A 19,848-nucleotide genomic window follows, 5' to 3' on the forward strand; every position below is an offset into this window, starting at 1 on the left:
TCTGATTCGCGAGCAAGCTTCGCTCCTACAGAAGCCCCGTCGCTTTGAGCAGGTCTTTCAAGGCCTCTTTTTCGGCGGCGGAGCCGCTGCCGAGGATTTTTTTCAGTTGCTGCTCGATCTGTAGCAACGATGCAGGCGCCTCGGGCAGATTCAAATGCTCCGGCAAAATCTCATCGCCAGTACTCACCAGCAGCGCAAAGTGAATGACGTTCTCCAGCTCCCGGGTGTTGCCCGGCCAACTGTGTTGCTCCAGCAGATGCTGCGCGGCTTCGCTGATCAGTGGCACCGGCAGGTCGAGGCGCTGGCTGTAGATGCCGAGGAAGTATTCGGCCAGCGATAAAATATCGCCCACCCGCTCACGCAAGGCCGGCAGTTCGAGCTGGCCCTCGCTGAGGTAGTGATAAAGCCGCTCATGGAATTTTCCGGCCGCCACTGCCTGGGCCAGATCGATGCTGGTGGCCGCCACCAGACGCACGTCCACCGGGCTCGGCTGGTGCGCACCGACGCGGGTGACTTCGTGGTTTTCCAGGGCTGCGAGCAACTTGATCTGGATCGGCAGCGGCAGGTCGCCGATCTCGTCCAGGTACAAGGTGCCGCCGTTGGCCGAGCCGAACCAGCCGGCACGACTGCTGGCCGAACCGCTGTAACTGCCGGCGGCATAGCCGAACAGTTCAGCATCGGCGTAAGTCGGGCTGATCGCGCCGCAATTGACGGACACGAACAACCCGCCACGATCACTGGCGCGATGGATGTGCCGCGCCAGCAGTTCTTTACCGCTGCCGGTTTCACCGCGAATCAACACCGAGATCGAACGTGGCGCCAATTGTTCCAGCTCCTGGCGCAATTGCCGGGAACGCGGATCGACAAACACCAGCGCCTTGGCGCGGATGCTCAGCGGGCTTTTCTCCGCATCGGGAAAGGTCAGCAATGGCTGACCGAAGATTTCATGCAAACTCATGGCAGACTCCCGCCCAAAACCGCCGGGAGGCGGGGGCGTTTAACAAGAAAAAGGTTTACGCACGTCGCAGGGCGTGGTGTTCCATACGGTTTTGCAGGCGATAGAGATAGGCAAAACCCTGCTCCCAGCGCCGGTGACCGGACTTCACGTTGATGTGCCCGGCCCCCGATAAAATCCCCGCCTCGGCGCCCCATTGACGCGCCAGTTCAAGCGCACGTGGCGCGCTCACGGCGGCGTCGTTGTCAGAGCTGACGACCTGGCTCGGGAACGGCAATAAATGGGTCGGGATCGGCGCAAAGTTGCGCAGCGCCGGCGCGCAGGCCGGGCGCTCGACGTCCGCCGGCGCGACCAGCAAGGCGCCGCGCACCTGACGCAAGAATTGCAGCGGCGCGGTGGCTGCCCAATGGGCAACGGTGATGCAACCCAGGCTATGGGCGATCAGGATCACAGGCGTGCTGTCGGCGGCAATCGCCTCGGCCAACGCCGCGACCCAGTCTTCACGACGAGGCGTCAGCCAATCGGCCTGCTCCACCCGCGCGCTGTTTGGCAGACTGTTCTGCCAGTGGGTTTGCCAATGATCTTCTGGCGATCCTTGCCAGCCCGGCACAATCAGGTAGCGAATTGATTCGTTGCGCATGGGGGAGCTCTCCTGCTGTGTGTCTGTTCCTGATCGAGTATAGGGAGGAGAGTTATATTCGTTAAGGAATAAGAAGCTATTTATTAAGACCAATATCGAATATGTGTTTGCCCGAAATAAAAAAGGGGCCGCACCCTGCCAAGGAGACGGCCCCGGAAACACAAAATCTGTTTGCGCTGATCAACAATCCTGAAGCCGATGATTGGCGAAATCGGTTATCCAATAAAGGAATATTTAATTACTTTATTAGACCTAAATCACATATACGAATCATCTTCGGCAATCGCCGCCCCCTCGCTGCTTGCGTCACAACTTAGCGTCCCTTTGGGTCAAATTGATGACGAGCGTTTTTCGCCTTTGAGTTTCCGGGTGCCTTGCTCAAACCTGAGCGGCATGCACCTGACGGGGTTCTGTGGTCGCCTTGTGCGCAAATCGGTTCGCCCGTGCAAACGTCCCGAAATCATTGAACCGAACCCCCATCTCACGCATCACCTCATGCGCCACCGGCACCGTCATCTGGCGGATGTAAAACGGCTCCTTCACCACAAAATGATGGATCCCGTGGCTGCTGCCGAAGTTGAAGCAGAACGCCTGCAACGGCCACAGCCACCAAGGGTTCAAGACCTGAGTCTGCTGAATCACATTCCCCGGCTCGACGTCACCGTAGTAGTGCATGTTCGAGCTTACAAAGTGCAGGCAGAACGTGCGCAACACGTTCGGACCGATGATCACCACGACAGCGATGTCGATCACTTGCATCACCGCCAATGTCGTCGCCGACCATTCGATGGGCGCCCCCGATAGATGCGCGATGCCGTTGACGGCGTGAAAACCGAGGAACACATACCACGCCCCCCAATGCATCAGCGCCAGCGGTGCGTAAACTTTCAGGGAGCGCTTGAGGATGCTGAACTTGTGCGCCCAGGTCTTGGCCCGCAGCATGCGGATAAGCGCCGACATCACGTTGTCGCCAACCATCAACAGCCGCGCAAAACCCCAGCGCTCACCGTTGGTGATCGCCCGCTCTTCCATGTCGGCTTCAGTGCCGGACACCTTGTGGTGGTTGAGGTGCAAATGGCGGCGGATCCACGGATTGATGGTGCTCGGCCGCGCCAGCCACACCAGGCCCATCATCAGGTTATGCGGCACCCGCTGTTTGCGAAAATACATGCTGTGGATCAGGTCATGCTCAAGTTCATGGGTCAACGAGGCGAAGAACGCGTTGACCAACAGGCATGCCCACCAGGCCATGTATCCGTTGATATAGAGCACTGCCGAACCGATCATCCCGGCCAGGGCGAAGGCCAGGATGCCCGCACCCAAGGCGTCCTGATGGTTGAGAATCGGGTAGCGCCGACGCAACTCGACGCCCTTGGCCAATACCACCTGGCGAATATGCGCTGATCGTTGTGCTGCATTCAGTCGCTGGGGACTTGCAGAAGTACCGTCCATGCTTCCATCCTCTGGTTATTGATGTTCGCATCCTGCCCTGTGATGCTTCACACAGCGGTAGCCGTGAACGCCAACCTGTTGACCGGACGCGCCAATCGACATGACTGAACCGACCTCCCTCGCCAGCTGGACCCGCGCCCTGCGCAAGCAGCTCGATGCGCTGGGCCTCGACAGCACCGCCCTGTGCCGACAGGCGGGGCTCGATCCGCAGTTGATGGACGACCCGAACGCCCGTTACCCGTTGTCCGGCACCACACGCCTGTGGGAAATCGCGGTGCAGGTCAGTGGCGACCCGGCGATTGGCTTGCGGGTGTCGCGGTTTGTCAGCCCGACCACGTTCCATGCGCTCGGGTATGCGTTGGTGGCCAGCGGCAGCTTGCGGGAAGTGTTCGAACGCATCGTGCGTTATCACCAGGTGGTCAGCGATGCGCTGGACCTGGAGTTGACCCGCGCCGAGGATCGCTACCGCTTCCGCCTGAAAATCCCCCAAGGCAACCCCGCGCCAGCCTTCGAAGCCATCGACGCATTCGCGGCGATTTACGTGCGCACCTGCCGTAACCGGCTGGGCCGCGACTACGCGCCGCTGGCGGTTTATCTGCGCCGTCCGGAACCTGCCGACCCGCATCAATGGCACAAAGTGTTCCGTTCGCCGGTGTATTTCGCCGCCGAGGAAGACCGACTGGAATTCGCCCTGGTGGATTTCGACAGCCACCTGGACGACGCCAACCCGGAACTGGCCGAACACAACGAGACCGTGCTCAAACGCACCCTGGCGCAACTCAAGCCCCTGACCTGGGAGCGCAAGGTTCGCGACGCCATTGAAGAGCAACTGCCTGAGGGCGAACCGTCGGCCGATCGCATCGCCGAAGCACTGCACTTGAGCTTGCGCAGCCTGCAACGACACCTGGCGGACGAAGGTTGTCGGTTCGATGCGCTGCTCAACGAAAGTCGGGAAAACCTGGCGCTGCTGCACCTGCGCGACCCGCAATGCTCGTTGAGCGAGGTCAGTTATCTATTGGGATTCGCCGACACCAGCAGCTTCAGCCGCGCGTTCAAGCGCTGGACGGGAATGACGCCGGGGCAGTTTCGGGATGGGTTGCGGTAATAGATCCGCAAGGCGTGTTGAGATTTCCGGCCCCCATCGCAATTTCTCAAGCACCACTGAAACCGCTACTGCTACCGCCCTCGATCTCGCCGCAACAGCTTGCGCACCCGCTTCACCAGCTCGCTGACGGTAAACGGCTTGAGCAGGTAATCATCCTCATGCAGCTCCAACCCGCGCAGCCGGTCCTCGATGCCGTCCGTGGTGGTGAGCAATAGCACCGGCGTATCGCCGAGCTTGCGGATCTGCTGCAGCAACTGCCAGCCGTTGAGGCCGGGTAACATGACGTCGAGGATGATCAGTTGGTACTCGCCGGACTCGATAAAGCGTCGGCCGTCCATGCCATTGAGCGCTACATCCACCGCATAACTCGCTTCGCTCAGACCTTTGGCCAGGAGCTTGGCGGTCTCGGGTTCGTCTTCCACTAACAGCACACGCATGGCACACCTCGATTGTTCAGCTTTACAGGCTAAGCCCCTTCGAGTGAGTTGCCCATGACAAACTTGGTTTTCCGGCTGAGGGGTTGTCGAGTGTGGTTTTGGTGATAAAGCCAAGGCTTTCGACAATCAGACTGAAGCCGCGCACACCGCGCGCGGCAGAATGATAGGTTTGACAATGCACTAATCAACGAGTGACGGTGAAATCGAATATATCCGTCCACTCAGATGTCTGACGGTTATCTTTTTGCAGTGCAAACGCAGAATAGCGGCGTACATCAAGGCTCACCGATATCGACCACTTACCGTTTTTAACAATAGCAGAGGCGATAGCTTGGCCATCGGTGGGTATGGAGTAAACCAGGACTAACCAGCCCTCTTCACCAGTGCCCGAGAATTCCACAGGGTTTTCGTTGTCGCTATCAGGTACCGGTAAGTTCACCACAGGTGCAGCGACGGCCTTCGGTGTCGGCGTATCGACACCCTCGACACCTTTGTATTGGTTCTTATCGTTCATGGATCCAACTCCTTTGGATGTCTTCTTCGACAATCTTCTTTTACACCTCGTGAGCCTCGGCCATCTACTGTCATATCTGATAGGTAGCCCGTAATTTCTCCAAGTCCAGAATTTCAATCTCACCATAACTCAGACCGAGTATTCCCTGCCCCTGCAAGTCCTTGAGGATCTGGTTGGTGGTCTGGCGCGACAGCGACAGCATCGACGCCAATTGCTCTTGCGGCAGTTGCAGAACGCGGCGCGGCAGGTCGATTTCACCATAGCCCTCGGCGATCATCAGCAAGCGATGGGCCAGGCGCGCCGGGGCTGGCATCAGGCTCAGCTGTTCGAGGTTGATGAAGGTCAGGCGCAGTTTGTGGCTCATCAGCAATGCCAGTTGCCGCCAGTACACCGGGTGTTCGTCGAGCAATGCCAGCAGCGCCGTTTGCGGGATGTGCAACAGAATGCACTGGCCCACGGCGTAGGCATCATGGGTTCGCGGCTGGCCATCGAACAGGCAGATTTCGCCGAACCAGTGCGGCGGTTCCACCAGGCTTAGCAGCGCTTCCTTGCCCTGCTCATTCACCGCGCCAATGCGCACCGAACCTTCAAGCACCGCATACAACCCGCACGGGGGATCACCGCGTTTGAACAGCAGTTGCCCCGGCGATAGGCGCCGAATCCTGGCGATTGCCAGCAGACTATCCTGTAAGGAAACAGGCAAGTGACTGAACCATTGCCCCGTCATCAGGCGCGAACGCCAAACCTGCATGTCCATGAAAACTCCTGGAGATTGTCGCCTGGCTGACAGAGCGAGAGATGAACCCGGGGCATCATCAATCACCCTACAGGAGGAATAACAATGAAAAGCCTCGTTGACCATCTCAGTCAATACGCCGCCTACCACCGTGATCCGCGCAATATCGCCAGCCACTTCGTGGGCATTCCCCTGATCGTCGTGGCGGTCGCGGTGTTGCTGTCGCGTCCGCAATGGGCCGGGGGCTGGCTGTCACCGGCAGTGCTGGTGTCACTGGTGTCGGCATGGTTTTACCTGCGCCTGGAACTGCGGCTGGGGGTGCTGATGACGGTATTGCTGGGCCTATCGGTCTGGCTGGGGCATGTGCTTGCGCAGCAAAGCACATTTGCCTGGCTTGGCGCCGGCATCGGGATGTTTGTGGTGGGCTGGGCGATTCAGTTTGTCGGCCATCATTACGAGGGGCGTAAACCGGCGTTTGTCGATGATGTGACGGGGTTGATTGTCGGGCCGTTGTTTGTGGCGGCTGAGTTGGCGTTTTTGCTCGGGATGCGGCATGAGCTCAAAGAGCAGATCGAGGCGCGAGTGGGTGGTGTGCGAATCAATCCGAAAAATGCGGCGGCTTAGGCCGCTTTAAAAGATCGCAGCCTGCGCCAGCTCCTACAGTGGATTTGGGTTGGCCACAGATGTGTGTTCGACCCAAATCCACTGTAGGAGCTGGCGCAGCCTGCGATCTTTTGATCTTAAATGTTGGCGACTTTCTGCCAGACCTTGGGTTTGAAGAACAACGTCTCACCCTTCGTCAATCCAACCAGGCTGTCGTGATCCTTCACCACTTCAGCTTCAATCAACTCGCTCTGGCCTTCGACCTTCAGCGTCACCCGCGTGGTGGCGCCCAACGGACGAATATCCCGCACTTCAGCGGCGTGGTGGTCTTCCAGTTCATGCCGCGACAGCGACACTTCGTGTGGACGGAACAGTACGTGCCGGTCTTCGCCCAAATGCAGACGGTTCGAATCGCCGAGGAAGTGATAGACGAAATCGCTGGCCGGATTTTCGTAGACGTCGCCCGGTGAACCGATCTGCTCGATCACCCCCTTGTTCATCACCACGATCCGGTCGGCAACTTCCATCGCTTCTTCCTGGTCGTGGGTCACGAATACCGAGGTCAGGTTGATGTCCTCGTGCAGCCGCGCGAGCCAGCGACGCAGTTCTTTACGGACCTTGGCATCGAGTGCACCAAAAGGCTCGTCGAGCAGCAGCACTTTCGGCTCCACCGCCAGGGCGCGGGCCAACGCGATGCGCTGACGCTGGCCGCCGGAGAGTTGTTCCGGGTAGCGATCGGCCAACCAGTCCAGTTGCACCATGTTCAGCAGTTCGTGGACTTTCACCGCAATCTGGCTTTCGTTCGGACGCTGGTTTTTCGGCTTCATACGCAGGCCGAACGCAACGTTGTCGAACACCGTCATGTGACGGAACAAGGCGTAGTGCTGGAACACGAAACCGACGTTGCGATCACGCACGTCGTGGCCGGAAACGTCTTCGCCGTGGAACACGATGTTGCCCTGATCCGGGGTTTCCAGGCCGGCGATGATTCGCAGCAATGTGGTCTTGCCGCAGCCGGACGGCCCCAGCAGCGCCACAAGTTCGCCGCTTTGAATGTCCAGGCTGATGTTGTCCAGCGCCTTGAACGCGTGGAAGTTCTTGCTGACGTTACGCACTTCGATCGACATGACTTATTCCTCCGCGGCGCTGGCGCGCAGGCGGTTAATACGGTTTTCGCTCCACTGCTTGAGCAGCAGGATGAAGAGCGCCAGGATCAGCAACAGGCTCGCCACGGCGAACGCGGCCACGTGGTTGTATTCGTTGTAGAGAATCTCGACGTGCAGCGGCAAGGTGTTGGTCACCCCGCGAATGTGCCCGGACACCACCGACACCGCCCCGAACTCACCCATGGCCCGCGCGGTACACAGCACCACGCCATAGATCAGGCCCCATTTGATGTTCGGCACGGTGACGTGCCAGAACATCTGCCAGCCATTGGCGCCAAGCAAACGCGCGGCCTCTTCCTCCTGGGTACCTTGTTCCTGCATCAGCGGGATCAGCTCACGGGCCACGAACGGCACGGTGACGAAAATCGTCGCCAGCACGATGCCCGGCAAGGCGAAGACGATCTGGATGTCGTGATCCTGCAACCATGGGCCGAACAAGCCCTGGGCGCCGAACATCAGCACGTAGACCAGACCTGCGATCACCGGCGACACCGAGAACGGCAAGTCGATCAGGGTCACCAGCATGCTCTTGCCGCGGAACGAATATTTGCTCACGCACCATGCGGCGCTGACCCCGAACACCAGGTTCAGCGGCACCGAAATCAACACCGCAATCACCGTGAGTTTCAGGGCCGACAACGCGTCCGGCTCAAAGATCGCGGTGAAGAACGCCCCCAGGCCCAGCTTCAGGCCCTGGGACACCACGATGAACAGCGGCAACAACAGAAACAGCGCAAAGATCAGCCAGCCGAGGCCAATGAGGATTCGCCGCGAAGCAGCACTGCCACGGCGGGCGGCGTTCGAGGAGGCCGCTGCAATAGACGATTGGGACATTTTTCGCGCCTCCTTATGGGGTTTCGATGCGCCGCTGCAACAAGTTGATCAGCAGCAACAGGACAAAGGAAACCACCAGCATCAGTACACCAATGGAGGTAGCGCCGGTGTAATCGTACTGGTCGAGTTTGACCATGATCAGCAGCGGCAGAATTTCGGTTTTCATTGGCATGTTGCCAGCGATGAAAATCACCGAACCGTACTCGCCGACCCCACGGGCAAAGGCCAAGGCGAAACCGGTCAGCCAGGCCGGGAGCAGCGCCGGCATCAGAATATGGCGGAAAACCTGCAACGGATTTGCCCCCAGGCACGCCGCCGCCTCCTCCACTTCACGGGGGATATCGGCCAGTACAGGCTGTACCGTACGTACTACGAATGGAAGTGTTACAAAAGTCAGCGCCAGGGTGATGCCGAGGGGGGTATACGCGATCTTGAAACCCAGGTCCGCCGCGAACTGACCCACCAGGCCGGTGGGGGTGTACAGCGCGGTCAACGCGATACCGGCCACGGCAGTGGGCAATGCGAAGGGCAGATCGATCATCGCATCGATGACTTTGCGCCCCGGGAAGGTGTAGCGCACCAGCACCCAGGCCAGCAGCGTGCCGATCACGCCGTTGATGATCGCGGCGTACAACGCGGTGCCGAAGCTCAGCTTCAACGCGGCCAGCACCCGAGGTGCCGAGATGATTGCCCAGAACTGGTCCCAGGTCAGTTGAGCGGCATGCACGAACATCGCCGCCAGTGGAATGAGCACAATCAGGCTGAGGTACACCAAGGTGTAGCCCAGCGTCAGCCCGAAGCCGGGTATGACGGGGGAGATACGACGCGACATAAAAGTCCTTGGTTGAAAACGCACTAAGCCCCGACGGCAAGATCGGGGCCCGTTGGCAGATCTATTTCAGGCTACTGCGCCTGGTAAATCTGGTCGAACACGCCACCGTCATTGAAGAATTTCGGCTGAGCGGTTTTCCAGCCGCCGAAGTCCTTGTCGATGGTCACCAGTTCCAGGGTCGGGAACTGTTTGGCGTACTTGGCAGCTACGTCCTTGTCACGTGGACGATAGAAGTTTTTCGCCGCAATTTCCTGGCCGGCCGGGCTGTACAGGTGCTTGAGGTACGCTTCGGCGATTTCGGTGTTGCCCTTTTTCTCGGCGTTCTTGTCGACCACGGCCACCGGTGGCTCGGCAAGGATCGACAGCGAAGGCACGACGATGTCGAACTTGTCGGCGCCGCCGTCTTCTTTCAAGGCCAGGAAAGCTTCGTTTTCCCAGGCCAGCAACACGTCGCCCTGACCGTTGTTGACGAAAGTGATGGTCGAACCGCGAGCACCGGTATCCAGCACAGGCACGTGCTTGAACAGGGTCTGCACATACTCTTTGGCCTTGGCTTCGTTACCGCCATTGGCTTTCAGGCCATAGGCCCAGGCCGCGAGGAAGTTCCAGCGTGCACCGCCGGAGGTTTTCGGGTTCGGGGTGATGACTTCCACACCGTTCTTGGTCAGGTCGCCCCAGTCCTTGATGCCTTTCGGGTTGCCCTTGCGCACCAGGAACACGATGGTCGAGGTGTAAGGCGTGCTCGCTTCCGGCAGACGCTTCTGCCAGTCAGCCGGCAGGCTCTTGCCGAGCTTGGCGATTTCGTCGATGTCACCGGCCAGGGCCAGGGTCACCACATCGGCCCGCAGACCGTCGATCACCGCCCGGCCCTGCTTGCCTGAGCCACCGTGGGACTGCTGGATCTTCACGTTGTCGCCAGCGTGGTCTTTCTTCCAGAAGTTGATGAACTCGGCGTTGTAGTCCTGATACAGCTCGCGGGTCGGGTCATACGACACGTTGAGCAGTTCGTAATCCTTGGCAACCGCGGAACCAGCAAAAAGGGCACTGGCCAGGGCGGCCAACGCAAAATGGCGAATCGACGACATGGTGAAAGCTCCTGGAATTCTTGGTGTGGTGGCTTTTTCTTATGGTCTGGAACGGGTTGCCTGACTCAAGGATCGAAGCCTTCGACGCTCCCGCAGGAGCCGCCGAAGGCTGCGATCTTTTGATCTTTGCTTCAGCTCGACTTGTTGCCCGGATGCTGCAAACGGAATTTCTCTTTGCGTTCGATCTGTACCACCTGGGCGTTGTGCACGGTGATTTCCACCGCGCCAAAGCGCAGATCGCGCAACGCGCTCTGGATCTCGCGCAAAATGGTGGCTTCGTCCTGCCCGTCAACACTGCGTAGGGATGCGCTCATGGTGCTGCTCCTTTAATGAGATATGCCTGGCAGTGGCGGGCACTGCGTACGGCGTGAGAGCAATAGTAGATAGGCGCAGATATTCTTAAAAAGACTATTTAAGAATGTTTATATAACCAGAATGCATTATTTGATGGGACAAGGGATTGCGGGGGATCTACTATTTTCAGGGCCACACAAAACCCTGTGGCGAGGGGGCTTGTCGGAACGCCGCACCGCCCCGTTCGGCTGCGTAGCAGACGCAAAGATTTGGGGCCGCTACGCGCCCCAACGGGGGCAAGCCCCCTCGCCACAAGAAGCAGCTCAGGCACTCATCCAATCAGCGGCGCCCGAACCCAATCCAAGGAAGCCGCCGGCACTGGCCGCCCAAACCAGTAGCCCTGCCCCAGATCGCAATCGTGCTCGAGCAGGAAAGCCGCCTGCTCGACCTGCTCGATCCCCTCGGCATGCACCTGCATTCCCATGCTTTGCGCCAACGCAACGATCACCCGAGCGATTGCCGCGTCGTCCTCATCACCCGGCAAGCCTGCGACGAATCCCTGATCGATCTTGAGTTTTTGCACCGGTAAACGCTTGAGTCGCAGCAACGACGAATAACCCGTGCCGAAGTCATCGATGGCCAGCCGCACGCCTAACTCACGCAAGCGATGCATCTGCTCCAGCGCCACTTCCGGATCCTCCATCACCGCGCTTTCGGTGACTTCCAGCTCCAGATATGCCGGATCCAGGCCGGTGTCGTGCAGCACCTGAGCCACCTGCTGGTACAACTCACGGCGAGCGAACAGGCGCGAAGAAACGTTCACCGCAACAAACGACAACACCACGCCTGCGGCGTGCCACTGGCACATTTGCTGACAGGCCTGGCGCATGACCCAGGCATCGATCTCGGCAATCAACCCGGTGCGTTCGGCAATGGGGATGAACTCAGCCGGTGACACCAGCCCGCGTTGCGGATGCTCCCAGCGCACCAGGGCTTCGACGCCGATCAGACGGCTGGTCTTGAGGTCGTGCACGGGTTGGTAATAAACCCGCAACTCTTGCTGCTCCAGTGCTCGGCGCAACTCGAACGCAATCTCCACGCGTTGCTGGGCATGTGCGGTCAACTCTTCGGTATAGAGGGCATAACCGTCTCGGCCCGCGCTCTTGGCCTTGAACAGTGCCGAGTCGGCGTTGCGCAACAATTGCTCGGCACTCAAGGCATCACTGGGGAACAGGCTGATGCCGACACTGGCGTTGATGAACAACGAATGCCCGTCGATCTGGAACGGCTCCTTGAGCCCATCGACGACCTGCTGAGCCAACGCTGCGGCGTGCCCCGGTTGCGGGCAATTTTCAGCCAATAGAGCAAATTCGTCGCCACTGAGCCGCGCCAGGGTGATGCCCGGGCCGAACAAGGTGTTCAGACGCTCAGCCACGCCCTTGAGCAATTGATCACCAACACTGTGACCGAGGCTGTCGTTGATCAATTTGAAGTGATCGAGGTCGATCATCAGCAACGCACAACCGCGCTTATGGGCCTGCGCCGAGGCCACAGCCTGCCCGGCACGGTCGGTAAACAGCAGGCGATTGGGCAGATCGGTCAGCGGATCGTGGTGGGCCAGGCGCGTCAGTTCATGCTCGGAGTTCTTGATCGCACTGATGTCGGAAAACACCGCAACGTACTGGCTGAGCCGCCCCTGATCGTCATGAACGAGGCGGATCGTCTGCCATTGCGGGTAAATCTCGCCGCTTTTGCGACGATTCCAGATTTCCCCGCTCCACTCGCCGAGGCTGTCGAGTGTCGCGAACATCGACTGGTAGAAACCCGGCGGGTGATGGCCCGACTTGAACATGCTCGGTCGTTGACCCAGCACTTCCTCACACTGGTAGCCGGTGATTTCCATGAACGCCCGGTTCACATGGACGATCAGCCCTTTGTTATTGGTGACCAGCACCCCTTCGCGGGTGCAATCGAACACCGCGGCCGCCTGTCGCAAACGCTCCCGGTCGGCATTACGTTCACGCAATTTGGCGCCGACGCCCAGGCAGCGAAACAAACGTGCCCGCGCGATGAAAATCAGCCCGGCACTGAAGGCCACCCAGGCATAACCGTTGATCAGTTGCCAGCGCAGCAGGTCGGTGGAGTTATCGAAGAAACTGTTCAATAAATAACCACTGAACTGAAGCCAGACTACGGAAAGCACCAGATAAAGTAGCGCTGCACGCAAGGCATCGCGATATGTGGCTGACATTCGAGCGTCCATGTCCCTACAAAAAAGACTGGAATTATAGATTAAAGAAACATCCGGCCACTCTTATCTGAAAGGGCGACTGGTTTTATCTGTGGGCTAAGTGATAATGCGACGGCTGTTTTTTTCTTTATCGAGGGTCCTATAGGCTATGTGGTACGAAGGTTTTCTTGGCTTATCGCCCTGGTCACTGGTGGCAGTCACCCTGCTGATGACCCACGTCACGATCGTCGGCGTCACGGTCTATCTGCATCGCTATTCAGCCCATCGCTCGCTTGAGCTCAATGCCGGCCTGAAACATTTCTTCCGCTTCTGGCTGTGGCTGACCACGGCGCAGAACACCCGCGAGTGGACCGCTATCCACCGCAAGCATCACGCCAAATGCGAAACCGTCGATGACCCGCACAGCCCGGTCATCAAGGGCTTGTCCACCGTTCTGCGCAAAGGTGCCGAGCTGTACCGCGCCGAAGCGGAAAACCCCGAGACCCTGCGCATCTACGGCAAGAACTGCCCCGAAGACTGGATCGAACGCAACCTCTACAGCCGTTTCCCACTGCTGGGCGTGGCGATCATGGGCGTCATCGACCTGCTGCTGTTCGGCACCATTGGCATCACCATCTGGGCCATCCAGATGATGTGGATCCCGGTCTGGGCCGCCGGCGTGGTCAATGGCCTGGGCCATGCCATCGGCTACCGCAACTTCGAATGCCGCGATGCGGCGACCAATCTGGTGCCCTGGGGCATCCTGATCGGCGGCGAAGAACTGCATAACAACCATCACACCTACCCTAACTCGGCCAAACTGTCGGTGAAGAAGTGGGAATTCGACCTCGGCTGGGCCTGGATCCAGGTCTTCAGCTTCCTGCGCCTGGCCAAGGTCCAGCGGGTTGCGCCGATCGCCCACCGTGTCGAAGGCAAAGGCAACCTGGACATGGACACCGCCATGGCGATCCTCAACAACCGCTTCCAGATCATGGCCCAGTACCGCAAGCTGGTGATCGCGCCTCTGGTCAAGCAAGAGCTGGAAAAGGTCGATCACTCGGTCCGCCACCAGTTCCACCGGGCCAAACGCCTGCTCTCGCGGGAAACCAGCCTGCTGGACGACAAGCACCACCTGCGCATCCAGACCATGCTCGAGCACAGCCAGGCGCTGAAGGTAATTTACGAGAAACGCCTGGCCCTGCAGCAGATCTGGGTCAAGACCAGCTCAAATGGTCACGACATGCTGGCCGCCATCAAGGATTGGGTACACGAGGCCGAGGCCAGCGGGATTCAATCCCTGCGCGACTTCGCCGACCAACTGAAAACCTACTCCCTGCGCCCCGCCACTGCCTGACCCTGAATCAGGGGCGCACCTGTGGCGAGGGAGCTTGCTCCCGCTCGGCTGCGCAGCAGCCGCAATACCTGACGACGCGTTTTAACTGAAAAAACGCGTCGCCAATACCGCCCGGCGGGAGCAAGCTCCCTCGCCACGAAAGGCGGGAACTTCGCCCCAAATCTCCTATCTCAAAGACACTTCGCCACCCCGGCGGGCTTTGTGTTGGCCGCTGTCGAAATAGCGGCACGCCCTTTGAGACTTGTGCCGATGGTCAATAAAAACCTACAAGACACATCCCTTCCGCAGTGGCCCGAGGCCGCGCAAACGCTGATGGCGCTGATGCATGCGCAGGGCGAAGTGGCGCGCCTGAGCGAACGCGAACAGCTGTTCAGCTCGCTGCTGGTCAGCGTCAACGCCGTGCTTTGGGCATTCAACTGGGAAACCCGTCAGGTCCTCTACGTCAGCCCGGCCTATGACCGGATCTTCGGCCGCCCCGCTGGCCTGTTGCTGTCCGACTACAACCACTGGCGCGACAGTGTTTATCCCGACGATCTGGACTACGCCGAGCGCAGCCTGGGGCAAGTGCTGGTCAACGGCGCCGTTGAAGACCGCGAGTACCGCATCATCGCCGCCGACGGCCAGGTGCGCTGGCTCAGCGACAAGTGCTTCATCAACCGCCAGGCCGAACCGGGCCAGCCAGTGATCATCGTCGGCATTGCCGAAGACATCACCGAAAAGAAGCAGATGGAAACCGAGCTCCACCGCCTGGCCACCACCGACGTGCTGACCCAAAGCAGCAACCGCCGACACTTCTTCGAATGTGCCAATCACGAATTCGAGCAGGCACGCCAGCAAGGCAAGCCGCTGGCCTTCCTGCTACTGGACATCGATGACTTTAAAGTGATCAACGACACCTACGGCCATCCGGAAGGCGACAAGGTGCTGCAACGCATCGCTGAGAGCGGTCGCGCGGCCCTGCGGCGTGGTGATCTGTTCGGGCGGATCGGCGGTGAGGAATTCGCCGCGGTGTTCCCCGGATGTGCACCGGACATGGCCATGCAAGTGGCCGAGCGCCTGCAACGGGAGATTCAACGGTTGAGTTTCAGCCATGACGACCAGACGTTCGGCATCACCGTCAGCCAGGGCCTGACCAGCCTCACGCCCGAGGATGAAAACCTCGACAGCCTGTTCGCCCGCGCCGATGCGGCGATGTACCAGGCCAAGCGCCAGGGCAAGAACCGGATAATCTCTGGCTGAGCCCATGTAGATCGTTCCCACGCTCTGCGTGGGAACGATCTACAAAGCCTATTTTTTGCGCAAGCGCATCAGCTCCGGCAATCCGATCTTGAGCAACCGCGCCGTGCGGCTCTTGGCCAATGCCTCGATCCCCTCATGCTCGGTCAGGCGCGCCAGTTGCGCGGCCATGTTCATCACCAGCGCTTCGCGGGAGTAAACCCCGCCACCGAGCTGATAAACCGCCGCAATCAGCTCACGCAGCTCCAGCGGCAGGCGCCAGCGGGTACGCAGCGCCGAACCGTAGGCCGCGCCGAATTCGGCCAGGGCATCGCCGACTTCCTCCCATTCATCCAGCTCACCACCGGCCTGCTTCCACTCCTGCAAACAGCGCAGCAACGCCAGGTCGCCGAGGCGGTGCAGCATGCCCGCGCAATAACAGCGCTCCTGATCCAGATCCAGCAAGCGCGCCAGCGTTCGCGCGTATTCCGCGGTGTGCAGGGACAATTCCCAATAGCGCTCGGCATAGTCCGCCAGTTGCGGATCACTGAGCCGGGCACTGCGTTTGAGGGCGAGGCCCAGAATCAGGTTCATGCTTTGCCCGGTCCCCAAGCGATGCAACGCCTGGGACAGGGTTTGCACGGCGGCGCCATGATGCTGGGCCGCGCTGTTGGCGGCGGCGATCAGCACGGCGGTGACTTGCGGATCCGTGCGGATCTCGTCTTCAAGCCGCACCAGATCGAGGCCATCGGGATTGAGGCTACGTTTGATCGCCACCTGCACATCGGTCATCAGCGGCGCGCCGTCGGCCAGTTCGCGCCGCCGCTCCAGATACACCGACAAGGTCATGCCCGGCGCCAGAGACGGCACTTCGCAGGACACCTCTTCACCCGCGTTCAACAGCAAATCCTGCAAACGCTGGGTCAGGTTTTCCATGTCCAGGGGTTTGGTCAGGTACGCCGTGGGCGCCAGGGGCAAGGCTTCACGCACGCTGGCGCTGTCGTTGCGGCTGCTCATCAGAATGAACGGCAACGGCGGATTACGTTTGCGCTGACGAACACTGCGCAACACATTCAGGCCATCGACGCCGGGCAACTCCCAGTCGACGATCACCAGGTCATAAGGGTTCTCTGCCAACAGCTGCAGGGTTTCCTGGCCATCGGCACACAGGTCCAGCCGTGCGTCGCAGCGCACATTCAACAACACCTGCTTGAGCAGGTCGCGGGACCAAGGGTCCGCCTCGGCAATCAACACTCGCGGTACAGCGGGTAACACCACAGCAGTCATCTGCACACTCCAACGGCAATGCTTGCACCTTAGTCAATGCTGGCCATTCGATACAGCCCAATTGCTCCTGATGTGTTTCAAGAGGCATAAAAAAACCCGCCGAAGCGGGTTTTTTGTCGATCAGTTCACAAACGGATCAGAGCTCGGCGAAGCACTCTTCGATGATCGCCAGGCCTTTGTCCAGTTGCTCGTCCGGCGCAGTCAGCGGTACCAGCACGCGCAGAACGTTGCCGTAGGTGCCGCACGACAGCAGGATCAGGCCCTTGTCGCGAGCCTTGGCCACAACGGCGGCTACAGCAGCCGGGTTCGGCTTGTGGCTGTCGCCGTTTTCAAACAGCTCGACAGCGATCATCGCACCCAGGGCACGCACGTCGCCGATCACCGGGTATTTGGCCTGAATGGCTTTCAGACCAGTCACCAGACGCTCGCCAACCGCTTTGCAACGGTCCAGCAGATGCTCTTCTTCGAACACTTCCATCACGGCCAGGGCCGCGGCGCAAGCGATCGGGCTACCGGCGTAAGTGCCGCCCAAGCCGCCTGGAGCGATGGCGTCCATGTATTCGGCCTTGCCGCACACACCGGCCAGCGGGAAGCCGCCAGCGATGGATTTGGCGAAGGTGGTCAGGTCGGCGGCGACGCCCATCTGCTCCATGGCGAAGAAGGTGCCGGTACGGCCAGCGCCCGTCTGCACTTCGTCAGCGATCAACAGAATGCCGTGCTGGTCGCACAAAGCGCGCAGACGCTTCATGAACTCTTTAGGCGCGACGTAGAAACCGCCTTCACCCTGCACCGGCTCGATGATGATCGCGGCGATGTCACGCGGCTCGGCGTCGTTCTTGAAGATGCGCTCGATGCTGGCGATCGAATCGTCGATGCTCACACCGTGCAGTTCGTTCGGGTACAGCGCGCGGAAGATGCCGCCTGGCATCAGGCCCATGCCGGCCGAGTAAGGCACGACTTTACCGGTCAGGCCCAGGGTCATCATGGTGCGACCGTGGTAAGCGCCGGTGAACGCGATCACACCGGCACGGCCAGTGGCGGCGCGGGCGATCTTGATGGAGTTTTCCACAGCTTCGGAGCCGGTGGTCACCAGCAAGGTTTTCTTGGCGAAATCACCCGGCACCTTGGCGTTGATTTTTTCGCACACTTCCACGTACGGCTCGTAGGCCAGCACCTGGAAGCAGGTGTGGGTCAGCTTATTCAGCTGCGCAGTCACGGCGGCGATGACTTTCGGGTGCAAGTGACCGGTGTTCAGCACGGCGATACCGCCGGCGAAGTCGATGAACTCACGACCTTCAACGTCGGTCACGGTGGCGTTCTTCGCGTGGTCGGCGAAGATCGGGTGAATCTGGCCAACACCACGGGGTACGGCAGCGGTACGGCGGGCCATCAACTCAGCGTTAGTCTTGCTCATACATTCCTCATTCGCCGCTCATCGGTCGGCGTGGTTCAAGGATTAAGCGGCGGGGAAGCAACTACGGCAGCATGCGATGATCGACTGCCACAGCGTTCCCGGCCACAGAGAAAATTCCGTTTGAAGCGCGCAAAGGGACAGCGCTCTCGTGCCCTTTGCGTTTGAAGCAATGCCTTGCCGGGCCTATCCCTTCGGGCTTAGATGCCCAGGCAGAGGTATTTGATTTCCAGGTAATCTTCGATGCCGTACTTGGAGCCCTCACGGCCCAGGCCCGACGCCTTGATGCCGCCGAACGGCGCGACTTCGTTGGAGATCAACCCGGTGTTGACGCCGACCATGCCGTATTCCAGGGCTTCAGCCACACGGAACACACGGCCCAGGTCACGCGCATAGAAGTACGAGGCCAGACCGAATTCGGTGTCGTTGGACATCGCAATCACGTCGGCTTCGTCTTTGAAGCGGAACAGCGGCGCCAACGGACCGAAGGTTTCTTCCTTGGCCACGGCCGCGTTGTTCGGCACGTTGGTCAGGATGGTCGGCTCGAAGAAGTTGCCTTGCATGCTCTTGCCACCCGCCAGCACGGTGGCGCCTTTGCCGACGGCGTCAGCAATGTGCTCTTGAACCTTGGCCACGGCTTTTTCGTCGATCAGCGGGCCAGTGGTGGTGCCGTCTTCCAGACCGTTGCCGATCTTGAGTTTGGCCACGGCGACTTTCAGCTTCTCGGCGAACGCGTCGTAGACCGAATCCTGAATGTACAGGCGGTTGGCGCAGACGCAGGTCTGGCCGTTGTTGCGGTACTTGGAAATGATCGCGCCTTCGACAGCCTTATCCAGATCCGCGTCGTCGAACACGATGAACGGCGCGTTGCCGCCCAGTTCCAGCGAGACTTTCTTGATGTCCTTGGCGCACTCGGTCATCAGCTGACGACCGATTTCGGTCGAGCCGGTGAACGACAGTTTGCGCACGATCGGGTTGCCGGTCAGCTCGCTGCCGATGTCGCCGGCGCTGCCGGTCACCACACTGAACACGCCGTTCGGAATACCGGCACGCTGGGCCAGTTCAGCCAGGGCGAATGCAGAGAACGGAGTTTGCGATGCAGGCTTGAGCACCATGGTGCAACCGGCGGCCAGGGCCGGGCCTGCTTTACGGGTGATCATTGCAGCCGGGAAGTTCCACGGAGTAATCGCAGCGGTCACGCCGATCGGCTGCTTGATCACGATCAGGCGCTTGTCTGGCTGGTGGCCCGGAATCACGTCACCGTAGACGCGCTTGGCTTCTTCGGCGAACCACTCGATAAAGGAAGCGGCGTAAACGATCTCGCCCTTGGCTTCAGCCAATGGCTTGCCCTGCTCCAGAGTCATCAGGCGAGCCAGGTCGTCCTGGTTCTCGATGATCAGCTCGAACCAGCGACGTAGCTTGTTCGCGCGCTCCTTGGCGGTCAGTGAACGCCAGGCCGGCAGCGCTTTATCAGCAGCTTCAATCGCACGGCGGGTTTCGGCAGCGCCCATTTTCGGCACAGTACCCAGAATTTCGCCCGTTGCCGGGTTGTTGACCTTGATCGTCTGACCGTTGTCCGCATCGACCCAAGCGCCATCGATAAAGGCTTGCTGGCGGAACAACTGGGTGTCTTTAAGCTGCATGTCGGCTTTCCTTAACAGCACCGCGGCCAGCGCGGAGCGAATTATGATTGTAGAA

Annotated in this window: 19 protein-coding genes; 4 read left to right on the plus strand and 15 right to left on the minus strand. The window is 59.8% G+C overall.

Features of this window, described 5'->3' with window-relative positions; translation table 11 throughout:
- Positions 1-25: 25 nt before the first annotated feature.
- From ACEN8R_RS23115 to ACEN8R_RS23125, 3 genes are all read right to left on the minus strand, one after another.
- Positions 26-958, minus strand: a complete 933-nt coding sequence (locus ACEN8R_RS23115) for a sigma 54-interacting transcriptional regulator (protein WP_086944178.1) — start codon at positions 956-958, stop codon at positions 26-28.
- Between the two features lie 55 nt (positions 959-1,013).
- A complete protein-coding gene (locus tag ACEN8R_RS23120; RefSeq protein ID WP_018929354.1) occupies positions 1,014-1,595 on the minus strand; it encodes an alpha/beta hydrolase in 582 nt (193 codons plus the stop codon).
- A 378-nt stretch (positions 1,596-1,973) separates the two neighbouring features.
- The gene (locus ACEN8R_RS23125) at positions 1,974-3,047 is read right to left on the minus strand and encodes a fatty acid desaturase (RefSeq protein ID WP_018929355.1); all 1,074 of its coding nucleotides are present in this window, start codon (positions 3,045-3,047) and stop codon (positions 1,974-1,976) included.
- 100 nt (positions 3,048-3,147) lie between these two features.
- Between ACEN8R_RS23125 and ACEN8R_RS23130 the strand changes: the two genes are divergently transcribed.
- A complete protein-coding gene (locus tag ACEN8R_RS23130) occupies positions 3,148-4,152 on the plus strand; it encodes an AraC family transcriptional regulator (protein ID WP_018929356.1) in 1,005 nt (334 codons plus the stop codon).
- Between the two features lie 71 nt (positions 4,153-4,223).
- On the opposite strand, the gene ACEN8R_RS23135 is transcribed toward ACEN8R_RS23130, so the two are convergent.
- The 3 genes from ACEN8R_RS23135 to ACEN8R_RS23145 form a co-directional block, all read right to left on the minus strand.
- Positions 4,224-4,589: a response regulator gene (locus tag ACEN8R_RS23135; protein WP_018929357.1), complete on the minus strand. Its 366-nt coding sequence runs from the start codon at positions 4,587-4,589 to the stop codon at positions 4,224-4,226.
- A 184-nt stretch (positions 4,590-4,773) separates the two neighbouring features.
- Positions 4,774-5,103, minus strand: a complete 330-nt coding sequence (locus tag ACEN8R_RS23140; RefSeq protein ID WP_018929358.1) for a hypothetical protein — start codon at positions 5,101-5,103, stop codon at positions 4,774-4,776.
- 70 nt (positions 5,104-5,173) lie between these two features.
- Positions 5,174-5,860, minus strand: coding sequence for a Crp/Fnr family transcriptional regulator (locus ACEN8R_RS23145; RefSeq protein WP_018929359.1), 687 nt, complete (start codon positions 5,858-5,860; stop codon positions 5,174-5,176).
- A gap of 84 nt (positions 5,861-5,944) precedes the next feature.
- Between ACEN8R_RS23145 and ACEN8R_RS23150 the strand changes: the two genes are divergently transcribed.
- Positions 5,945-6,463 (plus strand): Mpo1 family 2-hydroxy fatty acid dioxygenase, encoded by a 519-nt coding sequence (locus ACEN8R_RS23150; RefSeq protein ID WP_258612940.1) that lies wholly within the window; start codon positions 5,945-5,947, stop codon positions 6,461-6,463.
- Between the two features lie 116 nt (positions 6,464-6,579).
- Here the strand turns inward: ACEN8R_RS23150 and ACEN8R_RS23155 are convergent, their stop codons facing one another.
- From ACEN8R_RS23155 to dibA, 6 genes are all read right to left on the minus strand, one after another.
- The gene (locus ACEN8R_RS23155) at positions 6,580-7,569 is read right to left on the minus strand and encodes a sulfate/molybdate ABC transporter ATP-binding protein (protein ID WP_018929361.1); all 990 of its coding nucleotides are present in this window, start codon (positions 7,567-7,569) and stop codon (positions 6,580-6,582) included.
- A gap of 3 nt (positions 7,570-7,572) precedes the next feature.
- Positions 7,573-8,442, minus strand: a complete 870-nt coding sequence (cysW, locus tag ACEN8R_RS23160) for a sulfate ABC transporter permease subunit CysW (RefSeq protein ID WP_007941037.1) — start codon at positions 8,440-8,442, stop codon at positions 7,573-7,575.
- A 13-nt stretch (positions 8,443-8,455) separates the two neighbouring features.
- Positions 8,456-9,274, minus strand: a complete 819-nt coding sequence (cysT, locus tag ACEN8R_RS23165) for a sulfate ABC transporter permease subunit CysT (RefSeq protein WP_018929362.1) — start codon at positions 9,272-9,274, stop codon at positions 8,456-8,458.
- Between the two features lie 71 nt (positions 9,275-9,345).
- Positions 9,346-10,359 (minus strand): sulfate ABC transporter substrate-binding protein, encoded by a 1,014-nt coding sequence (locus tag ACEN8R_RS23170; protein WP_018929363.1) that lies wholly within the window; start codon positions 10,357-10,359, stop codon positions 9,346-9,348.
- A 131-nt stretch (positions 10,360-10,490) separates the two neighbouring features.
- Positions 10,491-10,673, minus strand: coding sequence for a sulfur starvation response protein OscA (gene oscA / locus ACEN8R_RS23175; RefSeq protein WP_018929364.1), 183 nt, complete (start codon positions 10,671-10,673; stop codon positions 10,491-10,493).
- Positions 10,674-10,984: 311 nt separating this feature from the next.
- The gene (gene dibA / locus ACEN8R_RS23180) at positions 10,985-12,904 is read right to left on the minus strand and encodes a phosphodiesterase DibA (protein ID WP_018929365.1); all 1,920 of its coding nucleotides are present in this window, start codon (positions 12,902-12,904) and stop codon (positions 10,985-10,987) included.
- Between the two features lie 148 nt (positions 12,905-13,052).
- Here dibA and desA point away from each other — a divergent pair, with 148 nt between their 5' ends.
- Both desA and ACEN8R_RS23190 read left to right on the plus strand, forming a co-directional pair.
- On the plus strand, positions 13,053-14,237 hold the full coding sequence (gene desA, locus ACEN8R_RS23185) for a delta-9 fatty acid desaturase DesA (protein WP_018929366.1): 1,185 nt from the start codon (positions 13,053-13,055) through the stop codon (positions 14,235-14,237).
- A 249-nt stretch (positions 14,238-14,486) separates the two neighbouring features.
- Positions 14,487-15,476, plus strand: a complete 990-nt coding sequence (locus ACEN8R_RS23190) for a GGDEF domain-containing protein (RefSeq protein WP_495624376.1) — start codon at positions 14,487-14,489, stop codon at positions 15,474-15,476.
- A gap of 48 nt (positions 15,477-15,524) precedes the next feature.
- Here the strand turns inward: ACEN8R_RS23190 and ACEN8R_RS23195 are convergent, their stop codons facing one another.
- The 3 genes from ACEN8R_RS23195 to gabD form a co-directional block, all read right to left on the minus strand.
- Positions 15,525-16,739 carry a response regulator gene (locus ACEN8R_RS23195; protein WP_018929368.1) on the minus strand — a complete coding sequence of 405 codons (1,215 nt, stop codon included), beginning with the start codon at positions 16,737-16,739 and terminating at the stop codon, positions 15,525-15,527.
- A gap of 136 nt (positions 16,740-16,875) precedes the next feature.
- Positions 16,876-18,153, minus strand: coding sequence for a 4-aminobutyrate--2-oxoglutarate transaminase (gabT, locus tag ACEN8R_RS23200; RefSeq protein WP_018929369.1), 1,278 nt, complete (start codon positions 18,151-18,153; stop codon positions 16,876-16,878).
- Between the two features lie 197 nt (positions 18,154-18,350).
- Positions 18,351-19,793 carry an NADP-dependent succinate-semialdehyde dehydrogenase gene (gene gabD / locus ACEN8R_RS23205; RefSeq protein WP_018929370.1) on the minus strand — a complete coding sequence of 481 codons (1,443 nt, stop codon included), beginning with the start codon at positions 19,791-19,793 and terminating at the stop codon, positions 18,351-18,353.
- Positions 19,794-19,848 lie beyond the last annotated feature (55 nt).

Source organism: Pseudomonas sp. Pseusp15, from assembly GCF_059492165.1.

What these genes read in the sequence shown, in the direction of transcription:
- ACEN8R_RS23195 (WP_018929368.1), bottom strand. Translation starts at nt 16,739, where the DNA reads ATGACTGCTGTGGTGTTACCCGCTGTACCGCGAGTGTTGATTGCCGAG.
- ACEN8R_RS23135 (WP_018929357.1), bottom strand. Translation starts at nt 4,589, where the DNA reads ATGCGTGTGCTGTTAGTGGAAGACGAACCCGAGACCGCCAAGCTCCTG.
- ACEN8R_RS23140 (WP_018929358.1), bottom strand. Translation starts at nt 5,103, where the DNA reads ATGAACGATAAGAACCAATACAAAGGTGTCGAGGGTGTCGATACGCCG.
- ACEN8R_RS23155 (WP_018929361.1), bottom strand. Translation starts at nt 7,569, where the DNA reads ATGTCGATCGAAGTGCGTAACGTCAGCAAGAACTTCCACGCGTTCAAG.
- ACEN8R_RS23130 (WP_018929356.1), top strand. Translation starts at nt 3,148, where the DNA reads ATGACTGAACCGACCTCCCTCGCCAGCTGGACCCGCGCCCTGCGCAAG.
- ACEN8R_RS23145 (WP_018929359.1), bottom strand. Translation starts at nt 5,860, where the DNA reads ATGGACATGCAGGTTTGGCGTTCGCGCCTGATGACGGGGCAATGGTTC.
- ACEN8R_RS23190 (WP_495624376.1), top strand. Translation starts at nt 14,487, where the DNA reads ATGGTCAATAAAAACCTACAAGACACATCCCTTCCGCAGTGGCCCGAG.
- oscA (WP_018929364.1), bottom strand. Translation starts at nt 10,673, where the DNA reads ATGAGCGCATCCCTACGCAGTGTTGACGGGCAGGACGAAGCCACCATT.
- desA (WP_018929366.1), top strand. Translation starts at nt 13,053, where the DNA reads ATGTGGTACGAAGGTTTTCTTGGCTTATCGCCCTGGTCACTGGTGGCA.
- cysW (WP_007941037.1), bottom strand. Translation starts at nt 8,442, where the DNA reads ATGTCCCAATCGTCTATTGCAGCGGCCTCCTCGAACGCCGCCCGCCGT.
- ACEN8R_RS23115 (WP_086944178.1), bottom strand. Translation starts at nt 958, where the DNA reads ATGAGTTTGCATGAAATCTTCGGTCAGCCATTGCTGACCTTTCCCGAT.
- ACEN8R_RS23170 (WP_018929363.1), bottom strand. Translation starts at nt 10,359, where the DNA reads ATGTCGTCGATTCGCCATTTTGCGTTGGCCGCCCTGGCCAGTGCCCTT.
- gabT (WP_018929369.1), bottom strand. Translation starts at nt 18,153, where the DNA reads ATGAGCAAGACTAACGCTGAGTTGATGGCCCGCCGTACCGCTGCCGTA.
- dibA (WP_018929365.1), bottom strand. Translation starts at nt 12,904, where the DNA reads ATGTCAGCCACATATCGCGATGCCTTGCGTGCAGCGCTACTTTATCTG.
- ACEN8R_RS23125 (WP_018929355.1), bottom strand. Translation starts at nt 3,047, where the DNA reads ATGGACGGTACTTCTGCAAGTCCCCAGCGACTGAATGCAGCACAACGA.
- gabD (WP_018929370.1), bottom strand. Translation starts at nt 19,793, where the DNA reads ATGCAGCTTAAAGACACCCAGTTGTTCCGCCAGCAAGCCTTTATCGAT.
- ACEN8R_RS23150 (WP_258612940.1), top strand. Translation starts at nt 5,945, where the DNA reads ATGAAAAGCCTCGTTGACCATCTCAGTCAATACGCCGCCTACCACCGT.
- ACEN8R_RS23120 (WP_018929354.1), bottom strand. Translation starts at nt 1,595, where the DNA reads ATGCGCAACGAATCAATTCGCTACCTGATTGTGCCGGGCTGGCAAGGA.
- cysT (WP_018929362.1), bottom strand. Translation starts at nt 9,274, where the DNA reads ATGTCGCGTCGTATCTCCCCCGTCATACCCGGCTTCGGGCTGACGCTG.